Source organism: Amycolatopsis bartoniae, from assembly GCF_014191255.1.
Taxonomy (GTDB): Bacteria; Actinomycetota; Actinomycetes; order Mycobacteriales; family Pseudonocardiaceae; genus Amycolatopsis_E; species Amycolatopsis_E bartoniae.
The window spans coordinates 470,211-486,198 of record NZ_JACHWH010000003.1 but is presented as its reverse complement, the minus strand read 5'-3'; the positions used below and the strand labels follow the sequence as shown (position 1 = coordinate 486,198).

Here is a 15,988-nt window from a genome sequence, read left to right as displayed (position 1 = left end):
CCGCTCAGGCGCCCGGCGCGACCTGGATCCACTCCCGGCCCTCGTCGAGCCGGTACGCCTGGCGGTAGCCCGACAGCGGTTTGCCCGCCGTCACGGGCGGCGCCATCGCGGTGACCACGAACGGCTTGCCCGCGTTCGTCACGTCCTCGGTGAACGATCCCTCGGCGGTCGCGACCATGAGCTGCAGGCGGAACGTGCAGGAGTGCTGCGTGGTGAAGGCGCCGACGGTGATCGTCTCGACCTCCCCGGGCGCGAGCGTGACGGTGTGGCGGTCGAAGAAGTGGTCGCCCGTGGGGAAGAGCCCGCGGGCGCCGGTGAACGCCATCTCCTGCGCCGACGGGTCGTTCTGGTCGAGGTCGAAGCCGATCGTGACGTTGTCGCCGGTGCCCTGGCTGTAGCCCTGGAAGAACGTGCCGTCGAACGGCGGTCCGCACTGCTTGACCACCTTGAGGTCGACGATCCGGACCTGCTCGTCCTTGTTGCCGCGCACCGTGATCGTGGTGAGTCCCGAGCCGAGCGCGGCGCCGCCGCGGTCGCCGTACCAGCCCTCCCAGTCCCGCGTGCTGGGCGAGACCTCCTGGTTGAACCGCGCCAGCTCGGCCGGGGTCATGGCCAGCGGCTCGGGCAGGGCGAAGCTGCCGTCGCTCGCGTTGTCGCGCAACGCCGTGACGTTCTCGACGAGCACCGGCGGCGCGGCCGGATCGGCGGGCACCGGGCTGGCGTTGGCCGCCGACCGGACGGGCGTGCCCGGCGGCGGGCTCGCGTCGCTGCCCGGGCGGAGGACGACCAGCGTGACGGCGACGGCGAGCACGATCGCCGCGGCCACCGCGAGGAGCGCGGTCAGCGGTTTCACCCGCGCGGGCACCGCGGCGGTGCGGGGCAGGTCGAGCAGCCCGCCGAGCTCGTCCCAGTGCACCGGCCGCGGGCCGGGCGCGGCGCGGACGTCCTCCAGCAGGCGGCGCAGATCCTCGGTGCGCGCGACCCACACCGTGCCGGCGAGCCAGCCGTCGGCGCTGTTGTAGCGGGCGGACACGACACCCACCACGCGGTCGTCGGCGACCCGGCGGACGGGCGCCCCGCTCATGCCGAGCACGACGTCGCCGGAGGAGAACCGGCCGAGCGCCACGTCCCCGTCGCGCGTGGTGCCGCCGGCCCAGGTGCCCGGGGCGTCGAGGTAGCGGTACTCCCGGTCCTCGTCGTCGACCCGGCTCACCCCGGTGACGACGACCTCGGTGTTGAGCGGCACGCCGTCGCTGGCGAGCCAGCGGCGCACGGAGCCGGGCAGCGGGCCGGTGCTGTGCAGCAGGGCGAGGTCGTGCACCTCGTCGGCGCGCAGCACGTGCGCGTCGGCGCGTTCGCCGGAGCCGTCGAGCGCCTCCACCGCCACGGCGGGCAGGCCGGCGACCACGTGCCAGGCGGTGACCAGCAGGCCCGGCGCGATCTGGAAGCAGGTGCCCGCCGCCTCGCCGTCCGGGGTGACGACACGCCCGAGGTAGTCCCGAACGGGCATGGCTACGGGGTCCCGGCGAAGTAGGCCGTCGTCACGGCGATCGGCGTGGGCGCGGGGAACTGCTCGTCCGCGCCGCCCAGCGCGCCGATGCGCACGTGCCACACCGGACCGGAGCGGTCCACCACGGTGTCCGGGGCGTTCTGGTCCACCAGTACGTACTCGCCCTCGCCGCGGTCGCAGGAGTACGCGCCGACCCAGCCATCGGCGCGGCCGCCCCACGAGCCGCCGTTGCGCAGCCGGCAGCGCGCGCCGTCGGCGAGCACGAGCCCCCACGGGTCGGGCGTGGGCTTCGGGGTCAGGGTGCCGATCTCCTCGTCCGACGTCATCCGGACGAGCTTCTTCTCCCAGGGATCCGTGCCGCACAACAGGGTCACGCGGTCGCTGTCCACCCAGCACACGTCCGCGCCCGCGGCGGTGGGCGAGCACGACGCGAGCCCTTCGCCACCCGCTGGGCTCGCGTAGCACGACTCGACGAAGCCGTCCGAGGCCTCGACCTCGTAGCCCGGCGCCGGATTGCCGAGCTTGTCCACCGCGACGACGGTGACCACCTGGGTGGCGGCCTGCTCCGACTGCGCCTGCCCGCCCTGCGAGCTGGAGCACCCGGCGACGACGGCGGCGAGCAGGACGCAGGGCAGCAGCGGTCGAAAAAGGATCACGACATAACGGTCGCACGCGGTCACCGCGCCGTTACGACCGCGTCCCCGGAAGGCAGACACGCTTTCAGGACGCGCCGTCGACCAGCGCCGTGACGTCGCCGAGGAGCGCGGCGGGATCGACGTCCAGCGCGGTGAGCACCCGCACCACCGTGTCGTCCGGATCGGTGAGCAACGCGAGGAACAGGTGCTCGGGGGTGACCACCTCGTGCTGGTGCTCGTCGGCCACCGACGGCGCCCGTTCCAGGATCGCCTTGGCGCCCGGCGTGAACGGGAGGTGACCCGACCGCACGCCGTGTCCCCTGCCTTCCCGCCGTTCGACCGCCGCCTCGGCCCGGGCGTGCGGAACTCCCGCGGCGGACAGCACCGCCGCGGCGCGGCCGGCGTCCTGACGGGCGAGGGCGAGCAGGAAGTGTTCGGTACCGATGTGGCGGTGCCCGAGCCGCAGGCACTCCTCCTGCGCCCGGACCACGATCCGGCGGGCCTCGTCGTTGAACCGCTCGAACATCGGTCCAGGATGGCAGGAATCCGGCGGCGAACCCAGGCCGTTCAGCGCACCGGCGACGTCAGTCGCCGAGGAAGTCCAGCAGCGCGCTGTTGACCTCCTCCGGATGGGTCCAGCCGATGTTGTGCGGGCCGCCCTCGACGGTGACCAGCTTGAGGTCCCTGATCAGCCCCGGCAGCCGTTTCGCCGTGGCGTCGTAGGGCAGGATGCGGTCCTCGGTGCCGTGCACCACGAGCGTCGGCACGTCGATCTTCGGCAGGTCGTCGCGGAAGTCCGTCAGCCACGCGTCCACGCAGACGTAGGAGGCGTGCGGCGAACTGCTTGCCGCGACGGCGAAAGCGGCCTGCCAGGCGTACGGACTGATGCGTTCCGGCCCGAGCTTGTCGACGTTGTAGAAGTCGTCGAGGAACTTCTCGAACCAGGCGTAGCGGTCCGCGAGCACGGTGGCCTTGATGTCCTCGAACACCTTCCCGTCGACGCCTTCGGGGTTGTCCTCCGTCCGCAGCAGGAACGGCGGGATCGCACCGAACATCACGGCCTTGGCGACGCGCTCCGAGCCGTATCGGCCGAGGTAGCGGGTCACCTCGCCGGTGCCCATCGAGAACCCGCCGAGCACGATGCCGGTCAGGTCCAGGTGGTCCAGCAGAGTGGCGAGGTCGGCGGCGAAGGTGTCGTAGTCGTAGCCGATCACGGGTTTGCCGGACTTGCCGAAACCCCGCCGGTCGTAGGCGATCACGCGGTACCCCGCGGCCAGCAGCACCCGTTCCTGCCGTTCCCAGGAACGGCCGTCGAGCGGATAGCCGTGGACGAGCACGACGGGCCTGCCGTCGCCGTGGTCCTCGTAGTAGAGCTGGATGTCGGCGCCGTTCTCCGTGCCGACGGTGACGTGGGGCATGACGCCTCCTCGAAGGTGCGGCCGTGGTGCCCCGCACGCTAGCCGGGCGCGCTCCCCCGCACAGGGGGCTTTGGTCCCGGATGGGTCATCCGTTTTCCGCGACCCGGATGACCGTCCGGCCGCGGGTGCGGCGGCCGGGCGCGAAGGCGGCGGGCGCCTCGGAGAGCGGGCGCACCGCGCCCACGATCGGGCGCAGGCGCCCGTCGCGAAGCCGTTGTGCCAGCTCCACCAGCTGCGCGCGGTCCGGTTCGACGACGAAGAAGACCGCCTGCCCGGCCGCGGGCCGGACCTCCGGCGGCGAGGCGATCGTGACGAGGACGCCACCCGCGCGCACCAGCGCGGCCGAGCGGTCGCGGATCTCACCGCCGATCACGTCGAACACCAGGTCCACCTCGCCGACTCCGTCGAGGGGCCCGGCTTCCAGGTCGAGGAAGGCGTCCGCGCCGAGCCCGAGCACGGTGTCCCGGTCACCCGCCCGGCCCGTGCCGACCACCCGGGCGCCCGCCTCGCGCGCGAGCTGCACGGCCAGCGAACCGACGCCACCCGCGGCCCCGTGCACCAGGACGGTCCGCCCCGCGGCGAGACGGCCGTGCTCGAACAGGCCCTGCCACGCGGTCAGGCCGGAGATGACCGTCGCGGCGGCCACGACGTGGTCGACGTCCGCGGGCAGCGGCGCCAGGTTGCGCGCCTCCACCGCCACGTACTCCGCGAGCGTCCCGTCGCGGGCCCAGTCGGCGAGCCCGAACACCCGCTGGCCGACGGTCAGGCCGGTGGTCCCGTACCCCAGCTCGACGACGACCCCCGACAGCTCGTGCCCGGGCACGCTCGGCGTCCGGTCGCGGCCGGCGCGGTCCGTCCACGTGGCGGGCCAGTCGAGCTCGCCTCGGGTGAACCCGGCGGCGTGCACCCGCACGACGACGTCGTTCTCCGACGCGTGCGGGTACGGCACGTCCGTCAGGGCGAGCCCGCCGAGACCGGCCTGGCGGTCCTTGATTGGTGACAGCTCGCATGGACGTCTCCTCAGGGTTGCTCCAGCGGGTTCCGGGCCATCCTCGCGGGCAGGCCGTTGCGCATCGCGGCCGCGGCGGAGCTGTCCGGCTTGCGGTTCGCCTGGTCCTGGAAGCAACGCAGGAACTCCTCGGTCAGCGTCAGGCGGGGATACTGTGCCAGCACCTCCGCCCGGAACCCGGCGGGAAGCTCGTCGGCGTGGCGCCCGCTGATGTCGACCCCGGTGGCCGTGCACAACAGGAACCCGTCCGGGTCCCCGGCCGGATCCACCTCGGCCCACATGTGCCGCTCGATGACCTCCGCGAGCCGCCGGCGCCGGTCGGCCGGCCAGCCGGCGCCCGCGGCGAAGACCCAGGCGACGTGCCCGCCGGCCACCTCGAACGGCACGGTGTGGTTGTCGAACTCCTCGACGAGCGAGAGGTCGTGCAGCATCGCCGCGACGAAGAGCAGCTCGGCGTCGAACGCGATGCCGCGTGCCTCGCCGAAAGCCGCCGCCCACACGTAGGCCCGCAGGCAGTGGTTCACCAGCGCGGGCGAGCTGTAGGTGGTGGTCACTTCGAGGGCGTGGGAACAGGCGGCGGTGTCGGGCAACGGAAGGTCACCGAGGCGCATGCGGCCCAGTATTCCGCGCTCCGGGAAAACTGTCGAATGTCCTTTGCGGACGGTGCCCGCGCGGGCGGAGTCCGGAACCCGGAGAGCACGCCCGCCCCGGTCAGCGCCGAGTCCCCGGCCAGCGGACCCGGCGGCGCCCGGATCGTGTGGCGATGATGAAGACGCCCGGGAAGTTTGTCACCGACACACGACTTTTTCCCCTCTCCACAAGGGAAAATGAAGTCGATCACGCGAGACCCGGGAACCGTCGCCATGATGGCTGAATGACCGAGAACCACGCCTCGATCCCGCGGGAATGGGGCAGACGCGACCTGCTGATCCGCGCGGGACTCATCGGTGCGCTCGCCGCGGCGGGCGCGCTGTCGGTGCCGGCGTCCGCCGCCGCGGAACCCGTCGTCCAGCCCGCGCTGGACCTGCTCGCCTACGACACGTTCGCGGGGATCTCGGTGTTCGCCGTGCCCGGTCCGGACCGCTACTCGATCGTGCAGGCCCTGACCAGTCCGACGCCGGGTGGCATCGAGGCACGAGCACCGGAGCTGATGGAGCACACGGTGGACTTCTTCGTGTCCTGGCCGCTGGAGTACCTGGAAGCGCTTACCCAGGCCTTCCTGGACGGCGCCGGGAACGTCCCGCTGCCCGGCGGCGCCACGCTCGCCGACCTGCTGCGCCTGGCGCTGAACGACAACGCGCTCCCGGCGTCGCTGGTGCTGGCGTTGCTGTTCAACCTCGCCGCCACGCAGGTCCGCCCGACCGCGGTGCTCGGCCCGTTCCCCGGTTCGCCGTTCGCCAACCTCGGCCACGCCGAGAAGGCCCAGGCCTGCCAGCGGATCGAGCAGGCGGACCCGGACCTGGTCGCGCTGATCGACGCACACCTGCCGGAACCGTTGACGAAGTCCGCGTCCGGGCTGCTGCGGTTCGCCGGTGGCCTGGTGCTGACGCTGTCGACCTTCACGGCGTACACGGAGTTCGGGGTGTTCGACCGGGCCACCAGGACGGTCACCGCCCGGCCGGTCGGCTGGGACACCAGCGACTACATGCCGGGCCGGACGACGCCGGCGGACGGCTGGGCCGAGTTCCTCGGCTACTACCAGGGACGGCGCGCGGTCTCCACCGCGCCCGAGTACGGGGAGAGCTGATGGCGGACGTGATCGTGGTCGGTTCCGGTGGCGGCGGGACCGTGGTGAGCAAGGAGCTGGCCGGGCGCGGGCTGGACGTCCTCGTCCTGGAAGGGGGCCCGTTCTACCGGGACCCGGAGACGCAGTGGTCGCGGTACGAGAACGACTGCAACAACCCGGCCGACGGGTACTTCCGGTTCGGGGCGGCGGACCGGTTCGAGCACCCGCCGTGGTTCCGGGAGCTGCCGCAGTACTCGTTCGTGTTCCAGCTCGCCGGCACCGGCGGCACCACGCAGCACTACTTCGGCAACTCGCCACGCGCGATGCCGGGCGTGTTCTCGGACTACACCGGCGCGGACAGCGACGCCTACGACGTGGCGCACCGGTTCCCGCTCGGCTACCGGGAGCTGATCCCGTACTACGAGTGGGTCGAGGCGACACTGCCGGTCCAGACCGCGGCGGTGGGCACGAAGGAGGCGGTGTTCTTCCGCGGCTGCGAGCGCCTCGGGCTGCCGGTGAACGCGACGAAGGACATCCTGCGCGACAGCTTCCGGCCGCAGGAGAACGCGATCCTGCAACCGGGCGGCACCGCGGGCCGCACGGACGACGACGCGCGACTGCGGTATCCGGAAGCCACCGGCTGCACCTTCTGCGGCTACTGCTTCCAGGGCTGTCTCGAACCCCGCCGCGCCCCGCGGAACCTGAAAGCCAAGCGGCAGGCGGACAACTCCTACCTGCCGATGATGCTCACCGCCGACCTGTGGGCGCCGGGCGGCCGCCGCGTCACCCTGGTGCCGAACGCGTTCGTCACCCAGGTGCTCACCGAACAGCAGGGCGGGAGCACGGTAGCGCGCGGGGTGCGGTGGCGCGACACGCAGACCGGCGAGCAGCACGAGGAGACCGCGTCGGTGGTCGTGTTGTCCGCCGGCTGCACCGAAAACCCGCGGCTGTGGCTCAACAGCGGGCTGCCCGACCCCAACGACTGGGTCGGCCGCGGCTACACCGACCACGCCATCGACTGGGTCATCGGCGTCTTCGACGAGTACACCGGCAACTCCCGGGGCCCGTCGTCCGCCGCGCGCGCCGACTACCCCGGGCGCGGCTCCATCCAGCAGTCGGGCCTGCCGCCCGCGCTGCAGGCGCTCGCCATGGGGCTGTCGGCCAGTGGCGTGCGCGGTGACTACGACAACGGTCGCGGGTTCACCGGGTCCTGGGACGGCAAGTCGGGCCGCGTCATGGGCGCGGAGCTCAAGGACGTGCTGTCCGATGTGGACAATCTGCTGAGTATCCTCGTGCTCACCGACGACGACGTGGAACCGGACAACCGGGTGATCCGGTCGGCCTTCCCGCCGGACGAGAACGGCCCGATCCCGAAGGTGGAGTTCGAGTACCGCGACCGCACCGCGCGGACGCAGCGCAACCGCGAGTTCCTGTGCGACCAGGCGGCGCGGATCGCGCGGGCCGCGGGCGCGACGAGGGTGCTGCGCATCGACTTCCCGTCGGTGCCGCTGCACGTGCACTCCACCATGCGCATGGGCACCGACCCGGCGGACTCGGTGCTGAAGGACAACGCCGAAGCCCGCTGGGTGGACCGGTTGTTCGTCGCGGACAACTCGGCGCTGGCCAACTCGCTCGGCGGCCCGAACCCCACGCTGACCACGCAGGCACTGGCGACGCGCACCGCGGAGAACATCGTGACCACCTACTTCGGCGGCGACCGCTGGGTGCGCACCGAGTCCCCGGTCAGCTCGCTCGACGACCGCGTGACGAGAGGCGTGCTCGGCGGCGCACTGGAGTGAGCCCCGCCACCGCAAGGGCTTGAACGAGACAGAACACCGGCCAGGATTGCCGCGAACCGTTCGTCCTTGATCGATCCTCGGTTAGTTTCGCGTGAGATTTGTCGAGGAGGCGATAGTGGCGACAATGGCGCGCAGGGTCCGGAGACGGGCCTCGGTGGCAGTAGCCGGTGTGGCGTGTGTGGTGGCGGCGTTGACGGCGACGGAGGCCGCCGCGGTGGCGACCCCCGCCCACACCCCCGGGCAGGTGGTGACGGCGGGGCAGGCCCGGTTCGAGGTCCTCTCCCCCACGCTCATCCGGACCGAGTACGCGGGCGACTCCCGGTTCGTGGACGCCGGCACGTTCAACGCGGTCGGCCGTGGGGACTTCGCCAGGACTCCTTACACCACAACGACGAAGGACGGCTGGCTCACCATCGAGACCAGCGGCGCCCGGCTGCGATACAAGGTCGGGTCGGGCCCGTTCGGCGACGACAACCTGACCGTGCAGCTGCGCGCGGGCGCGCAGACCGTCACCGCGAACCCCTGGGCCGGGAAGCTGACCCCCGCCTGCACCTTCGGCGCCCTCTGCGAGGCGGAGGACCTGCGGCTGAGCGGGCTGGGCGTGGCGACCGACCATCGCGGCTACACCGGGCGCGGCTTCGCGGCCGGTTTCGAGAACACCGGCAACTCGCTGGCGTTCCGCGTCCAGGCCCCGGCGGCGGGCGACTACCAGCTCGACCTGCGCTACGCCAACGCGACCGGCGGCGACGGCCAGCACACGCAGCGCACGCTCACCGTGCTCGTGGACGGCGGCGCGGCGGGCACGGTCACGCTGCCCCCCACCGCCGACTGGGACACCTGGGCGCTGACCAGTGTGCCGGTCACCCTGCCCGCCGGGCAGCACGAGGTGACGGTGCAGCGGACGGCCACCGACTCCGGTGACGTCAACATCGACAGCCTCGCGCTGGTCCAGCAGGGCGCGGCCTATCCGGGGCCGACCCCGCCGGCGGCGGTTTCCTGTTCCTTCGCCGCGATCTGCGAGGCCGAGCAGGGCACCGCGGCCGGGGGCGGGCACCTGGCGAACGACCACGACGGGTACTCCGGAAAGGGCTTTCTCGCGGGTCTCGAACAGGCCGGCGCGTCCGACACCCTCACCGTGACCGGTGTGCCGAAGGACGGCCAGTACGACCTGCAGCTGCGGTACGCCAACGCGGCCGCGGGCAAGGATCCCGTCCAGTCCCGGAACGTCTCGGTGCAGGTCGGGAACGGTACCGCCTCGACGGTCAGCCTCGCCTCGACGAGCAGCTGGAACTCGTGGCGCACCGTCGCCGTGCCGGTGCGGCTCAAGGCGGGCACGCAGACCGTGACGATCGGCTGCCCCGACGCCACGAGCTGCCACGTCAACCTCGACACCGTCGCCGTCACCCCGTCGCACTCACCGCTGCTCGCCCCGCACGCGGCGCTCGGCGGCTACCGGCGCGGCCTCGACGGCGTGGACGGCACCGCCGTCACCGCGCCGGGAATCCTGTACCAGGACGGCTGGTCGCTGCTCGACGACACGGCGTCGGCCCTGTACGACCCGAAGACCGGCAAGGTCACCCAGCGGCCCGCGCACGCCGCGGACGCCTACCAGGACGGTTACGTCTTCGCTTACGGGCAGGACTACTCCCAGGCGCTGAAGGACCTCGCCACGCTGACCGGCCCGGCCCTGCTGCTGCCGCAGTACACCTACGGCGTCTGGTACTCGGAGTACTTCGACCGCACGGCCGCGGAGTACCAGGACATCGTGAACCGCTTCCGCACCGAGGGCGTGCCCCTCGACGTCCTGGTCGTCGACACCGACTACAAGTCCCCGAACCGCTGGAACGGCTGGGAGATCGACCCGACCCGCATTCCGGACCCGGTGGCGTTCTTCCAGTGGGTGCACGACCAGGGCCTGCACACGACGCTGAACATCCACCCGAGCATCCTGGCCTCGGACCCGCAGTTCCCGGCGGCGCAGGCGGCCGCGAAGGGCAAGCTCAAGCCCGGCGGCTGCGGTGGCGGGGGCAGCGACTGCTACGTGTTCGACTTCGGTGACCCGGACCAGCTCAACGCCTACCTCGGGCTGCACCGCACGATGGAGCAGCAGGGCGTCGACTTCTGGTGGCTGGACTGGTGCTGCGACGGCTCGCAGTCGAGCCTGCCCGGCGTGACGCCGGACGCGTGGATCAACCAGCAGTACGCCAACGAGCCGACGCCGGACGGTACGCGCGGCTTCGCCTTCTCCCGCGCGTACGGCTCGTTGCAGGCCGGCGGGTACAGCTCGCCGACCGCCGTGCCGACGGGACCGTGGGCCGACAAGCGCACGACGCTGCACTTCACCGGGGACACGATCTCCGACTGGGCCACGCTCGGCTTCGAGGTCGGCTACACGCCCGGCGAGTCGGCGGCGACCGGCCTGCCCTCGGTCAGCCACGACATCGGCGGCCACACGAACGGGCTGCAGGAGCCGGGCAGCGAGCCCGGTAGCACGAAGCTGCCCGACGACCTGTACGCGCGGTGGGTGCAGTTCGGCACGTTCCAGCCGATCGACCGGCTGCACTCCAACCACAGCGACCGGCTCCCGTGGCAGTACGGCGCCGCGGCCGACGCGTCCGCGACGAAGTTCCTGAACCTGCGGGAGGACCTGCTGCCCTACACCTACACGCTCGCCCAGCAGGCGACCGCGACCGGACAGCCCATCGTGCGGCCGCTGTACCTGCAGTACCCGGGTGAGCAGGAGGCGTACGCCCAGGCCGGCGGGGAGTACCTGTACGGCCCGGACGTGCTGGTGGCGCCAGTGACCACGCCGGGCACCACCGCGACCACCTCGGTGTGGTTCCCGCCCGGCAGCGACTGGACGGACTACTTCACCGGCAAGACCTACCGCGGTGGTACCTCGGCGCAGGTCACCACGACCCTGGACACCATGCCGGTGTTCGTCCGGTCGGGCGGCATCGTCGTCACCGGCAAGGCGGGCGACCTCACGGTGAACGTCACGAGCGGTCACAACGGCTCGTTCACCCTCTACGAGGACGACGGCAAGGCCGCCCCGAAGAGCGCGACCATGAAGGTGACCTACGCCGAGGACCGCTTCTCCTCGACGGTCACCATCGGTGCTCCTCAGGGCGCCTACCGGCCCGACCGGCACACGTGGACGGTCCGGTTCACCGCGGCGACGCGGCCGCTGGCCGTGTTCGTCGACAACCGGCTCGCCGCCGCGGGCAGCTGGACCTGGGACGCGGCGTCGAACACCGTGACGGTGAAGACGCCCGCGCAGGCGAACCGCCCCGTCACGGTGCGGACGCTGCACCCGTAGCACGCGCTCGCCCTGGCCGGTGGTCCTCCGCCGGTCAGGGCGAGACGTCCTCCAGCACCCGGTTGCGGGTGTGCGGGGTGAACTGCGCCAGTATCGCCGAAACCACCAGGAAAGCGGCGATCAGCAGCAGGGCGGGCAGCGGGGACAGCCGCGGCACGAGCGGCGCGATCACCAGCACGCCCATCGCCCCGCCGAGCACGCCGACGCCGTCGACCAGGCCGAAGCCCGCGGAGCGGACCCGCGTCGGGAAGCTCTCGGCCGAGAGCGCGAAGGTCGGCGGCACCCACACGTTGAACCCGAAGAACACCAGGAACGACCCCGCGAACGCCCAGCCGATGTTCGTGCCCAGCGTCGCGATCAGGATGCCGCCGAGCACGGTCAGCGCCGCCCCGATCGGCAGCCAGTAACGCCGGTCCAGCCGCTCGGACCAGCGCGCGGAGAACAGGCCCTGCACGAAGAACCCGACCCCGCCGACGGCGGAGATCATGCCCGCGACCGGGGCGGTGAAGTGCAGGCTGGTGAGGATCACCGTGGACCCGGTGGAGTAGCTGAACACCGTCGCGTAGCCGGTGAACCACATCGCGACGAGCAACAGCACCCGGCGCCGGTAACGCTTGCTGGACAACAACTCCCGGTACGCGTGCTCGGCCTGCCGGGGCGGCAGCGGAACGGTCGCCGCCGGTTCCGGCAGCGGTCCGCGCGCCCGCTGCTCCAGCGCCGACACCACGGTGTCCGCTTCCGCCGCCCGGCCGTGTTCGATCAGCCAGCGCGGGGACTCGGGCAGCCGGGCGGTGTTGAGCAACGCGAACAGGCCGACGACCGTCGCGATCGCGTACATCCAGCGCCAGCCGGACTCCAGCCCGAGCGCGAACGGCAGGCCCTCCGGGAACGACGCCGCCTCGGTGGTCAGCAGCAGCCCGAATCCGATGCCGCACATCGCGCCGAGCGTGCACAGCACGAACGTGACCGCGGTGTACTTCGCCCGCGCCGCGGCGGGCGCGATCTCGCCGATGTAGGTGTTCGCGACCGGCAGCACCGCGCCCATGCTGATCCCCGTCAGCGCCCTGGCGAGCACGAACAGCGGATAGCCCGTCGCGACGGCCGCGAGCAGCGAACCGACGCAGGCGAAGGACAGTCCGATGGCCAGCGCGCGTTTCCGCCCGATGCGGTCCGACACCGGGGCGAACAGCAGCCCGCCCGCGAAGTAGCCGACGAGGTACAGGCAGGTCGGCAGCACCAGCCAGCCCTGCGAGGTACCGGGCGTGCAGCCGGAGCGGATCTGCGTGCAGGTCTGGATGAAGGAGACGTTGATGTCGAAGTTGCAGTAGAAGACGAAGAACAGGGCGGCGCCGGCGATTCCGGTCGCGGCGAACGACACCGCGCGGCGCGGGAGCCGGTCGAGGCGAGCGAGGACCCGGGCGGCGTCGACGGGGATCTCAGGGGCGGACATGCGGCAGGACGGTAGCCGTTCGTCCGTTCGGCGACAAGACTGTGTACCAGATTGTTTACAATTGTGTGCGCTGTTGCGGACGTCAGCGGGGCCGTGCCTGGGGCAGCTTCCGCAGCGTGAAGGCCAGTACCAGCACGGCCACCACGAACGCGCCGGCGTAGTACGAGACGCCGCGCCAGCCGTCGGCCCCGTAGGCGAGCCCGCCCACCGAACCGCCCACGCTGGAGCCGAGGTAGTAGCAGAACAGGTACACCGCGGGCCCCTGCACGCCCAGCGTCGCCGAGCGGGGGCCGACCCAGCCGCTGGCCACCGAGTGCGCCGCGAAGAAGCCGCCCGTGGTGATCACCAGCCCCACCACGACGACCACCAGGTTCGACGACAGCATCAGCACGAGCCCGGCCAGCGTCAGCACGGCGGTCACCGGCAGCATCCGCGGCCGCCCCAGCACGTCGACGAGCCGCCCGGCGACGGTGGAGGACACCGAACCCGCCAGGTACACCACGAAGATCAGCCCGACGACCACCGGGGACAACGCGAACGGCGGGGCCAGCAACCGGAAGCCCAGGTAGTTGTAGACCGTCACGAAGCAGCCCATCAGCAGGAAACCGCACGCGAACAGGCGGAGGAGGCCGGAATCGGTGAACGCGCGGCCCACCGACGCCGCCAGGTGCCGCACGCGCGGCGGGCTGGGCACGAAGAACGCCGACGGCACGATGGCGACGCGGAACACGACCGCGCAGCCCAGTGCCACGAGCCCGACGACGGCCAGCGCCCACCGCCAGTTCGACAGGTCCAGCACGAGACTTCCGATGAGCCGCCCGGCCATGCCGCCGATCCCGTTGCCCGCGATGTAGAGCCCCATCGCGTAGCCCAGCGAGCGGCGGTCGATCTCCTCCGACAGGTACGACATCGCGGTCGCCTGCAGCCCGGCGAGCGCGAGCCCCTGCAGCGCCCGCAGCACGAGCAGCACCGTGAACGACGGGCTCAGCGCCTGCGCGATCCCCAGCAGCGCGGCGGTGAACAGCGAGACGGTCATCATCGGCGTGCGCCCGACGACGCCCGACAGCGCGGTCAGCGGGATCACGCCCACCGCGAGCCCGGCCGTGCCGAACGACACGGCGAGGCTCGACTCCGCGGGCGACAGCCCGAACTGGGTGCTCAACGCGGGCAGCAGCGCCTGCACGCAGTAGAGCGTGGTGAAGGTCGCGAGCCCGGAGGCGAACAGCGCGAGGGTGATGCGCCGGAAGCCGGGGGTGCCGCGCAGGTGCCGGAGTACGGCGGGCTGGGTCTTCGTGTCCACGTCTTCCTACGCTAAGCAGTGACATATTATGCGTCCAATACGAAGATCGTGCTCGAAACCTCCATGAGTGGATGAATCGAATGGACGACCCGCTGACCGCGAGCGTTCCGGCGCTGGCGCCTCGCGTCGCGCTCCTGGACGCGCTGGCCGAGGAGAGCAACCTCACCCGTGCGGCGGCACTCGCCGGTGTCCCGCAGCCGACCGCGAGTCGTTGGCTGGCGGAGCTGGGCGAACAGCTGGGCACGCCGCTGGTGACGCGGGCCGGGCGCGGTATCCGGCTGACCAAGGCAGGGCAGCGCCTGGCCGAGGCCGCGCGGCGGGCGGCGGGTGAGCTGCGGCTCGGCTACCGGGCGGCGCTGGCCGAGGCCGACCCCGAGCGCGGGCAGGTGTCGCTGGCCTTCCTGCACACCATGGGTGGCGTCCGCGTCCCCGAGCTGCTCGCCGGGTTCCGGACCGCGCACCCCGGCGTCCGGTTCGACCTCGTGCAGGGCGCGCACGAGGAGATCCTGCAGCGGCTGCGGACGGGCGAGGCGGACCTGGTGCTGACCGCGCCGCTGCCCGCCGACGACCCCGCGCTGCACACGCGGGCCCTCGCGCAGCAGCCGCTGGTGGCCGTGGTGCCCGCGGGCCACCGCCTCGCGACCCGCCGCCGGGTGCGGCTCGCGGAGCTCGCCGAGTCGGAGTTCGTGTCGCTGAAGCCGGGCTTCGGGCTGCGGGGCATCATCGACGGGCTGCTGGCCGAGGCGGGCTGCACGCCGCGGATCTCGTTCGAGGGCGAGGAGGCGGACACGTTGCGCGGCATGGTGGCCGCCCGGCTCGGCGTGGCGGTCCTGCCGGAGTCGGAGCCGCTGCCCAACCCCGGCACAGTGGAGATCCCCTTGCAGTCGCCCGCTTTCCGGGAGATCGGGCTGGTCTGGTCGGCGGAGCGCCCGCTACTGCCCGCGGTGCGCACCTTCCGCGACTACGCGACCGGCGCGCGCCGGACGCCCTGAGACGGCTTCAGGAACAGCTTCGTCGAAGTCGACCTCCCCTCGAGCGCCCCGAACTGCCAGGACAACGCCGCTGCGCGAGGAGCAACCGCTCCGTCGCACGCCCGAGGTGACGTCTACGAGCCGACTCTAGCGCCGCGTAAGTAGTGCGCGTCGTCGGCTGATCGGCTTTTCCGAATTGCACCGGTCAAGGGCAATCGGAGCAGTTTCCTCGCGTCGACCACCAGCTATGATCTGCGGATGACCAGACCGGCTCCGGCGGATCCCACCACCGCCCAGATACTGGCAGAGCGTCTACTCGCCAGCGACCCGATGAGGGCGACGGCCGCGGAGCTGATGGCGCAGACCAGGGTGGCCGCGGATGCGGATCGGCAGGTGCGCGAAGCGGGATTGGCCGACACGCTCAGGGCAGTCCAGCCTTCCCCTTTGCTTTCCGTCACGAACGCGATGGCGCAGTTTCCCCTGATCAGCCGAAGCGCCGAGAAATTGAATCCCCTCCAGATCGCGAACGACCTTGCCGCAGGGAAAGGCGTCGCCGAGCTGGCACTGAGACTGGGATTCTCGACATTGGATGGCAACCGGCATCACCCGGCCGGCGGAAACCTGGCGGAGCCGGTAGCGAAGGTCATTCGGGAAGAGCTTTCGCTGTCCGAGGCGGCTTCCGGAGCCGTCGCCGCCCGGTTCGTCGGAACGTACCTACTACTCGACTTCGTGACGACGGCGCAAAGGTACTTCAGTGCCGAATCGATAGCGGAAGCCACGACGGAACTCGGCGGGCAAGCAGGCGCGCTGGCGAAGTTCGCGTGCGCGTTCTGGGCCGGGCACGACTAGGA

General features: G+C 71.9%; 13 protein-coding genes. 5 read left to right on the top strand and 8 right to left on the bottom strand.

What is annotated here, in order from left to right:
• Positions 1–4: 4 nt before the first annotated feature.
• The 6 genes from FHX82_RS19005 to FHX82_RS18980 all read right to left on the bottom strand — a co-directional run bounded on the left by FHX82_RS19005 (position 5) and on the right by FHX82_RS18980 (position 5,183).
• Positions 5–1,510 (bottom strand): S1 family peptidase, encoded by a 1,506-nt coding sequence (locus tag FHX82_RS19005; RefSeq protein ID WP_145934194.1) that lies wholly within the window; start codon positions 1,508–1,510, stop codon positions 5–7.
• Positions 1,511–1,512: 2 nt separating this feature from the next.
• Positions 1,513–2,166 carry a hypothetical protein gene (locus FHX82_RS19000; protein WP_145934195.1) on the bottom strand — a complete coding sequence of 218 codons (654 nt, stop codon included), beginning with the start codon at positions 2,164–2,166 and terminating at the stop codon, positions 1,513–1,515.
• Positions 2,167–2,230: 64 nt separating this feature from the next.
• A complete protein-coding gene (locus tag FHX82_RS18995; protein ID WP_145934196.1) occupies positions 2,231–2,671 on the bottom strand; it encodes a Clp protease N-terminal domain-containing protein in 441 nt (146 codons plus the stop codon).
• A 58-nt stretch (positions 2,672–2,729) separates the two neighbouring features.
• Entirely contained in the window at positions 2,730–3,563 is an 834-nt protein-coding gene (locus tag FHX82_RS18990) for an alpha/beta fold hydrolase (protein WP_145934197.1), read from the bottom strand.
• Between the two features lie 85 nt (positions 3,564–3,648).
• Complete coding sequence (locus tag FHX82_RS18985) at positions 3,649–4,512, bottom strand: NADP-dependent oxidoreductase (RefSeq protein WP_229880609.1); 864 nt, start codon at positions 4,510–4,512, stop codon at positions 3,649–3,651.
• Between the two features lie 71 nt (positions 4,513–4,583).
• The gene (locus tag FHX82_RS18980) at positions 4,584–5,183 is read right to left on the bottom strand and encodes an HD domain-containing protein (protein ID WP_145934198.1); all 600 of its coding nucleotides are present in this window, start codon (positions 5,181–5,183) and stop codon (positions 4,584–4,586) included.
• A 263-nt stretch (positions 5,184–5,446) separates the two neighbouring features.
• Here FHX82_RS18980 and FHX82_RS18975 point away from each other — a divergent pair, with 263 nt between their 5' ends.
• From FHX82_RS18975 to FHX82_RS18965, 3 genes are all read left to right on the top strand, one after another.
• On the top strand, positions 5,447–6,319 hold the full coding sequence (locus FHX82_RS18975; protein WP_145934199.1) for a hypothetical protein: 873 nt from the start codon (positions 5,447–5,449) through the stop codon (positions 6,317–6,319).
• Complete coding sequence (locus FHX82_RS18970) at positions 6,319–8,097, top strand: GMC family oxidoreductase N-terminal domain-containing protein (RefSeq protein WP_145934200.1); 1,779 nt, start codon at positions 6,319–6,321, stop codon at positions 8,095–8,097. The genes FHX82_RS18975 and FHX82_RS18970 overlap by 1 nt, the downstream gene beginning before the upstream one ends.
• A gap of 154 nt (positions 8,098–8,251) precedes the next feature.
• Positions 8,252–11,416 (top strand): TIM-barrel domain-containing protein, encoded by a 3,165-nt coding sequence (locus FHX82_RS18965; RefSeq protein ID WP_229880607.1) that lies wholly within the window; start codon positions 8,252–8,254, stop codon positions 11,414–11,416.
• 34 nt (positions 11,417–11,450) lie between these two features.
• Here the strand turns inward: FHX82_RS18965 and FHX82_RS18960 are convergent, their stop codons facing one another.
• Together FHX82_RS18960 and FHX82_RS18955 are read right to left on the bottom strand one after the other, a co-directional pair.
• On the bottom strand, positions 11,451–12,866 hold the full coding sequence (locus FHX82_RS18960) for an MFS transporter (RefSeq protein WP_145934202.1): 1,416 nt from the start codon (positions 12,864–12,866) through the stop codon (positions 11,451–11,453).
• A gap of 82 nt (positions 12,867–12,948) precedes the next feature.
• Positions 12,949–14,166, bottom strand: a complete 1,218-nt coding sequence (locus tag FHX82_RS18955; RefSeq protein ID WP_145934203.1) for an MFS transporter — start codon at positions 14,164–14,166, stop codon at positions 12,949–12,951.
• An 80-nt stretch (positions 14,167–14,246) separates the two neighbouring features.
• Here FHX82_RS18955 and FHX82_RS18950 point away from each other — a divergent pair, with 80 nt between their 5' ends.
• Both FHX82_RS18950 and FHX82_RS18945 read left to right on the top strand, forming a co-directional pair.
• Entirely contained in the window at positions 14,247–15,158 is a 912-nt protein-coding gene (locus FHX82_RS18950; protein WP_145934204.1) for a LysR family transcriptional regulator, read from the top strand.
• A 237-nt stretch (positions 15,159–15,395) separates the two neighbouring features.
• Complete coding sequence (locus FHX82_RS18945) at positions 15,396–15,986, top strand: hypothetical protein (RefSeq protein ID WP_145934205.1); 591 nt, start codon at positions 15,396–15,398, stop codon at positions 15,984–15,986.
• Positions 15,987–15,988: the final 2 nt, after the last annotated feature.

Bases quoted from the DNA above. Each gene is read 5' to 3' on its own strand.
- FHX82_RS18960 (WP_145934202.1), bottom strand. From the start codon at position 12,866: ATGTCCGCCCCTGAGATCCCCGTCGACGCCGCCCGGGTCCTCGCTCGC.
- FHX82_RS18995 (WP_145934196.1), bottom strand. From the start codon at position 2,671: ATGTTCGAGCGGTTCAACGACGAGGCCCGCCGGATCGTGGTCCGGGCG.
- FHX82_RS19005 (WP_145934194.1), bottom strand. From the start codon at position 1,510: ATGCCCGTTCGGGACTACCTCGGGCGTGTCGTCACCCCGGACGGCGAG.
- FHX82_RS18975 (WP_145934199.1), top strand. From the start codon at position 5,447: ATGACCGAGAACCACGCCTCGATCCCGCGGGAATGGGGCAGACGCGAC.
- FHX82_RS18980 (WP_145934198.1), bottom strand. From the start codon at position 5,183: ATGCGCCTCGGTGACCTTCCGTTGCCCGACACCGCCGCCTGTTCCCAC.
- FHX82_RS18945 (WP_145934205.1), top strand. From the start codon at position 15,396: ATGACCAGACCGGCTCCGGCGGATCCCACCACCGCCCAGATACTGGCA.
- FHX82_RS18990 (WP_145934197.1), bottom strand. From the start codon at position 3,563: ATGCCCCACGTCACCGTCGGCACGGAGAACGGCGCCGACATCCAGCTC.
- FHX82_RS18950 (WP_145934204.1), top strand. From the start codon at position 14,247: ATGGACGACCCGCTGACCGCGAGCGTTCCGGCGCTGGCGCCTCGCGTC.
- FHX82_RS18970 (WP_145934200.1), top strand. From the start codon at position 6,319: ATGGCGGACGTGATCGTGGTCGGTTCCGGTGGCGGCGGGACCGTGGTG.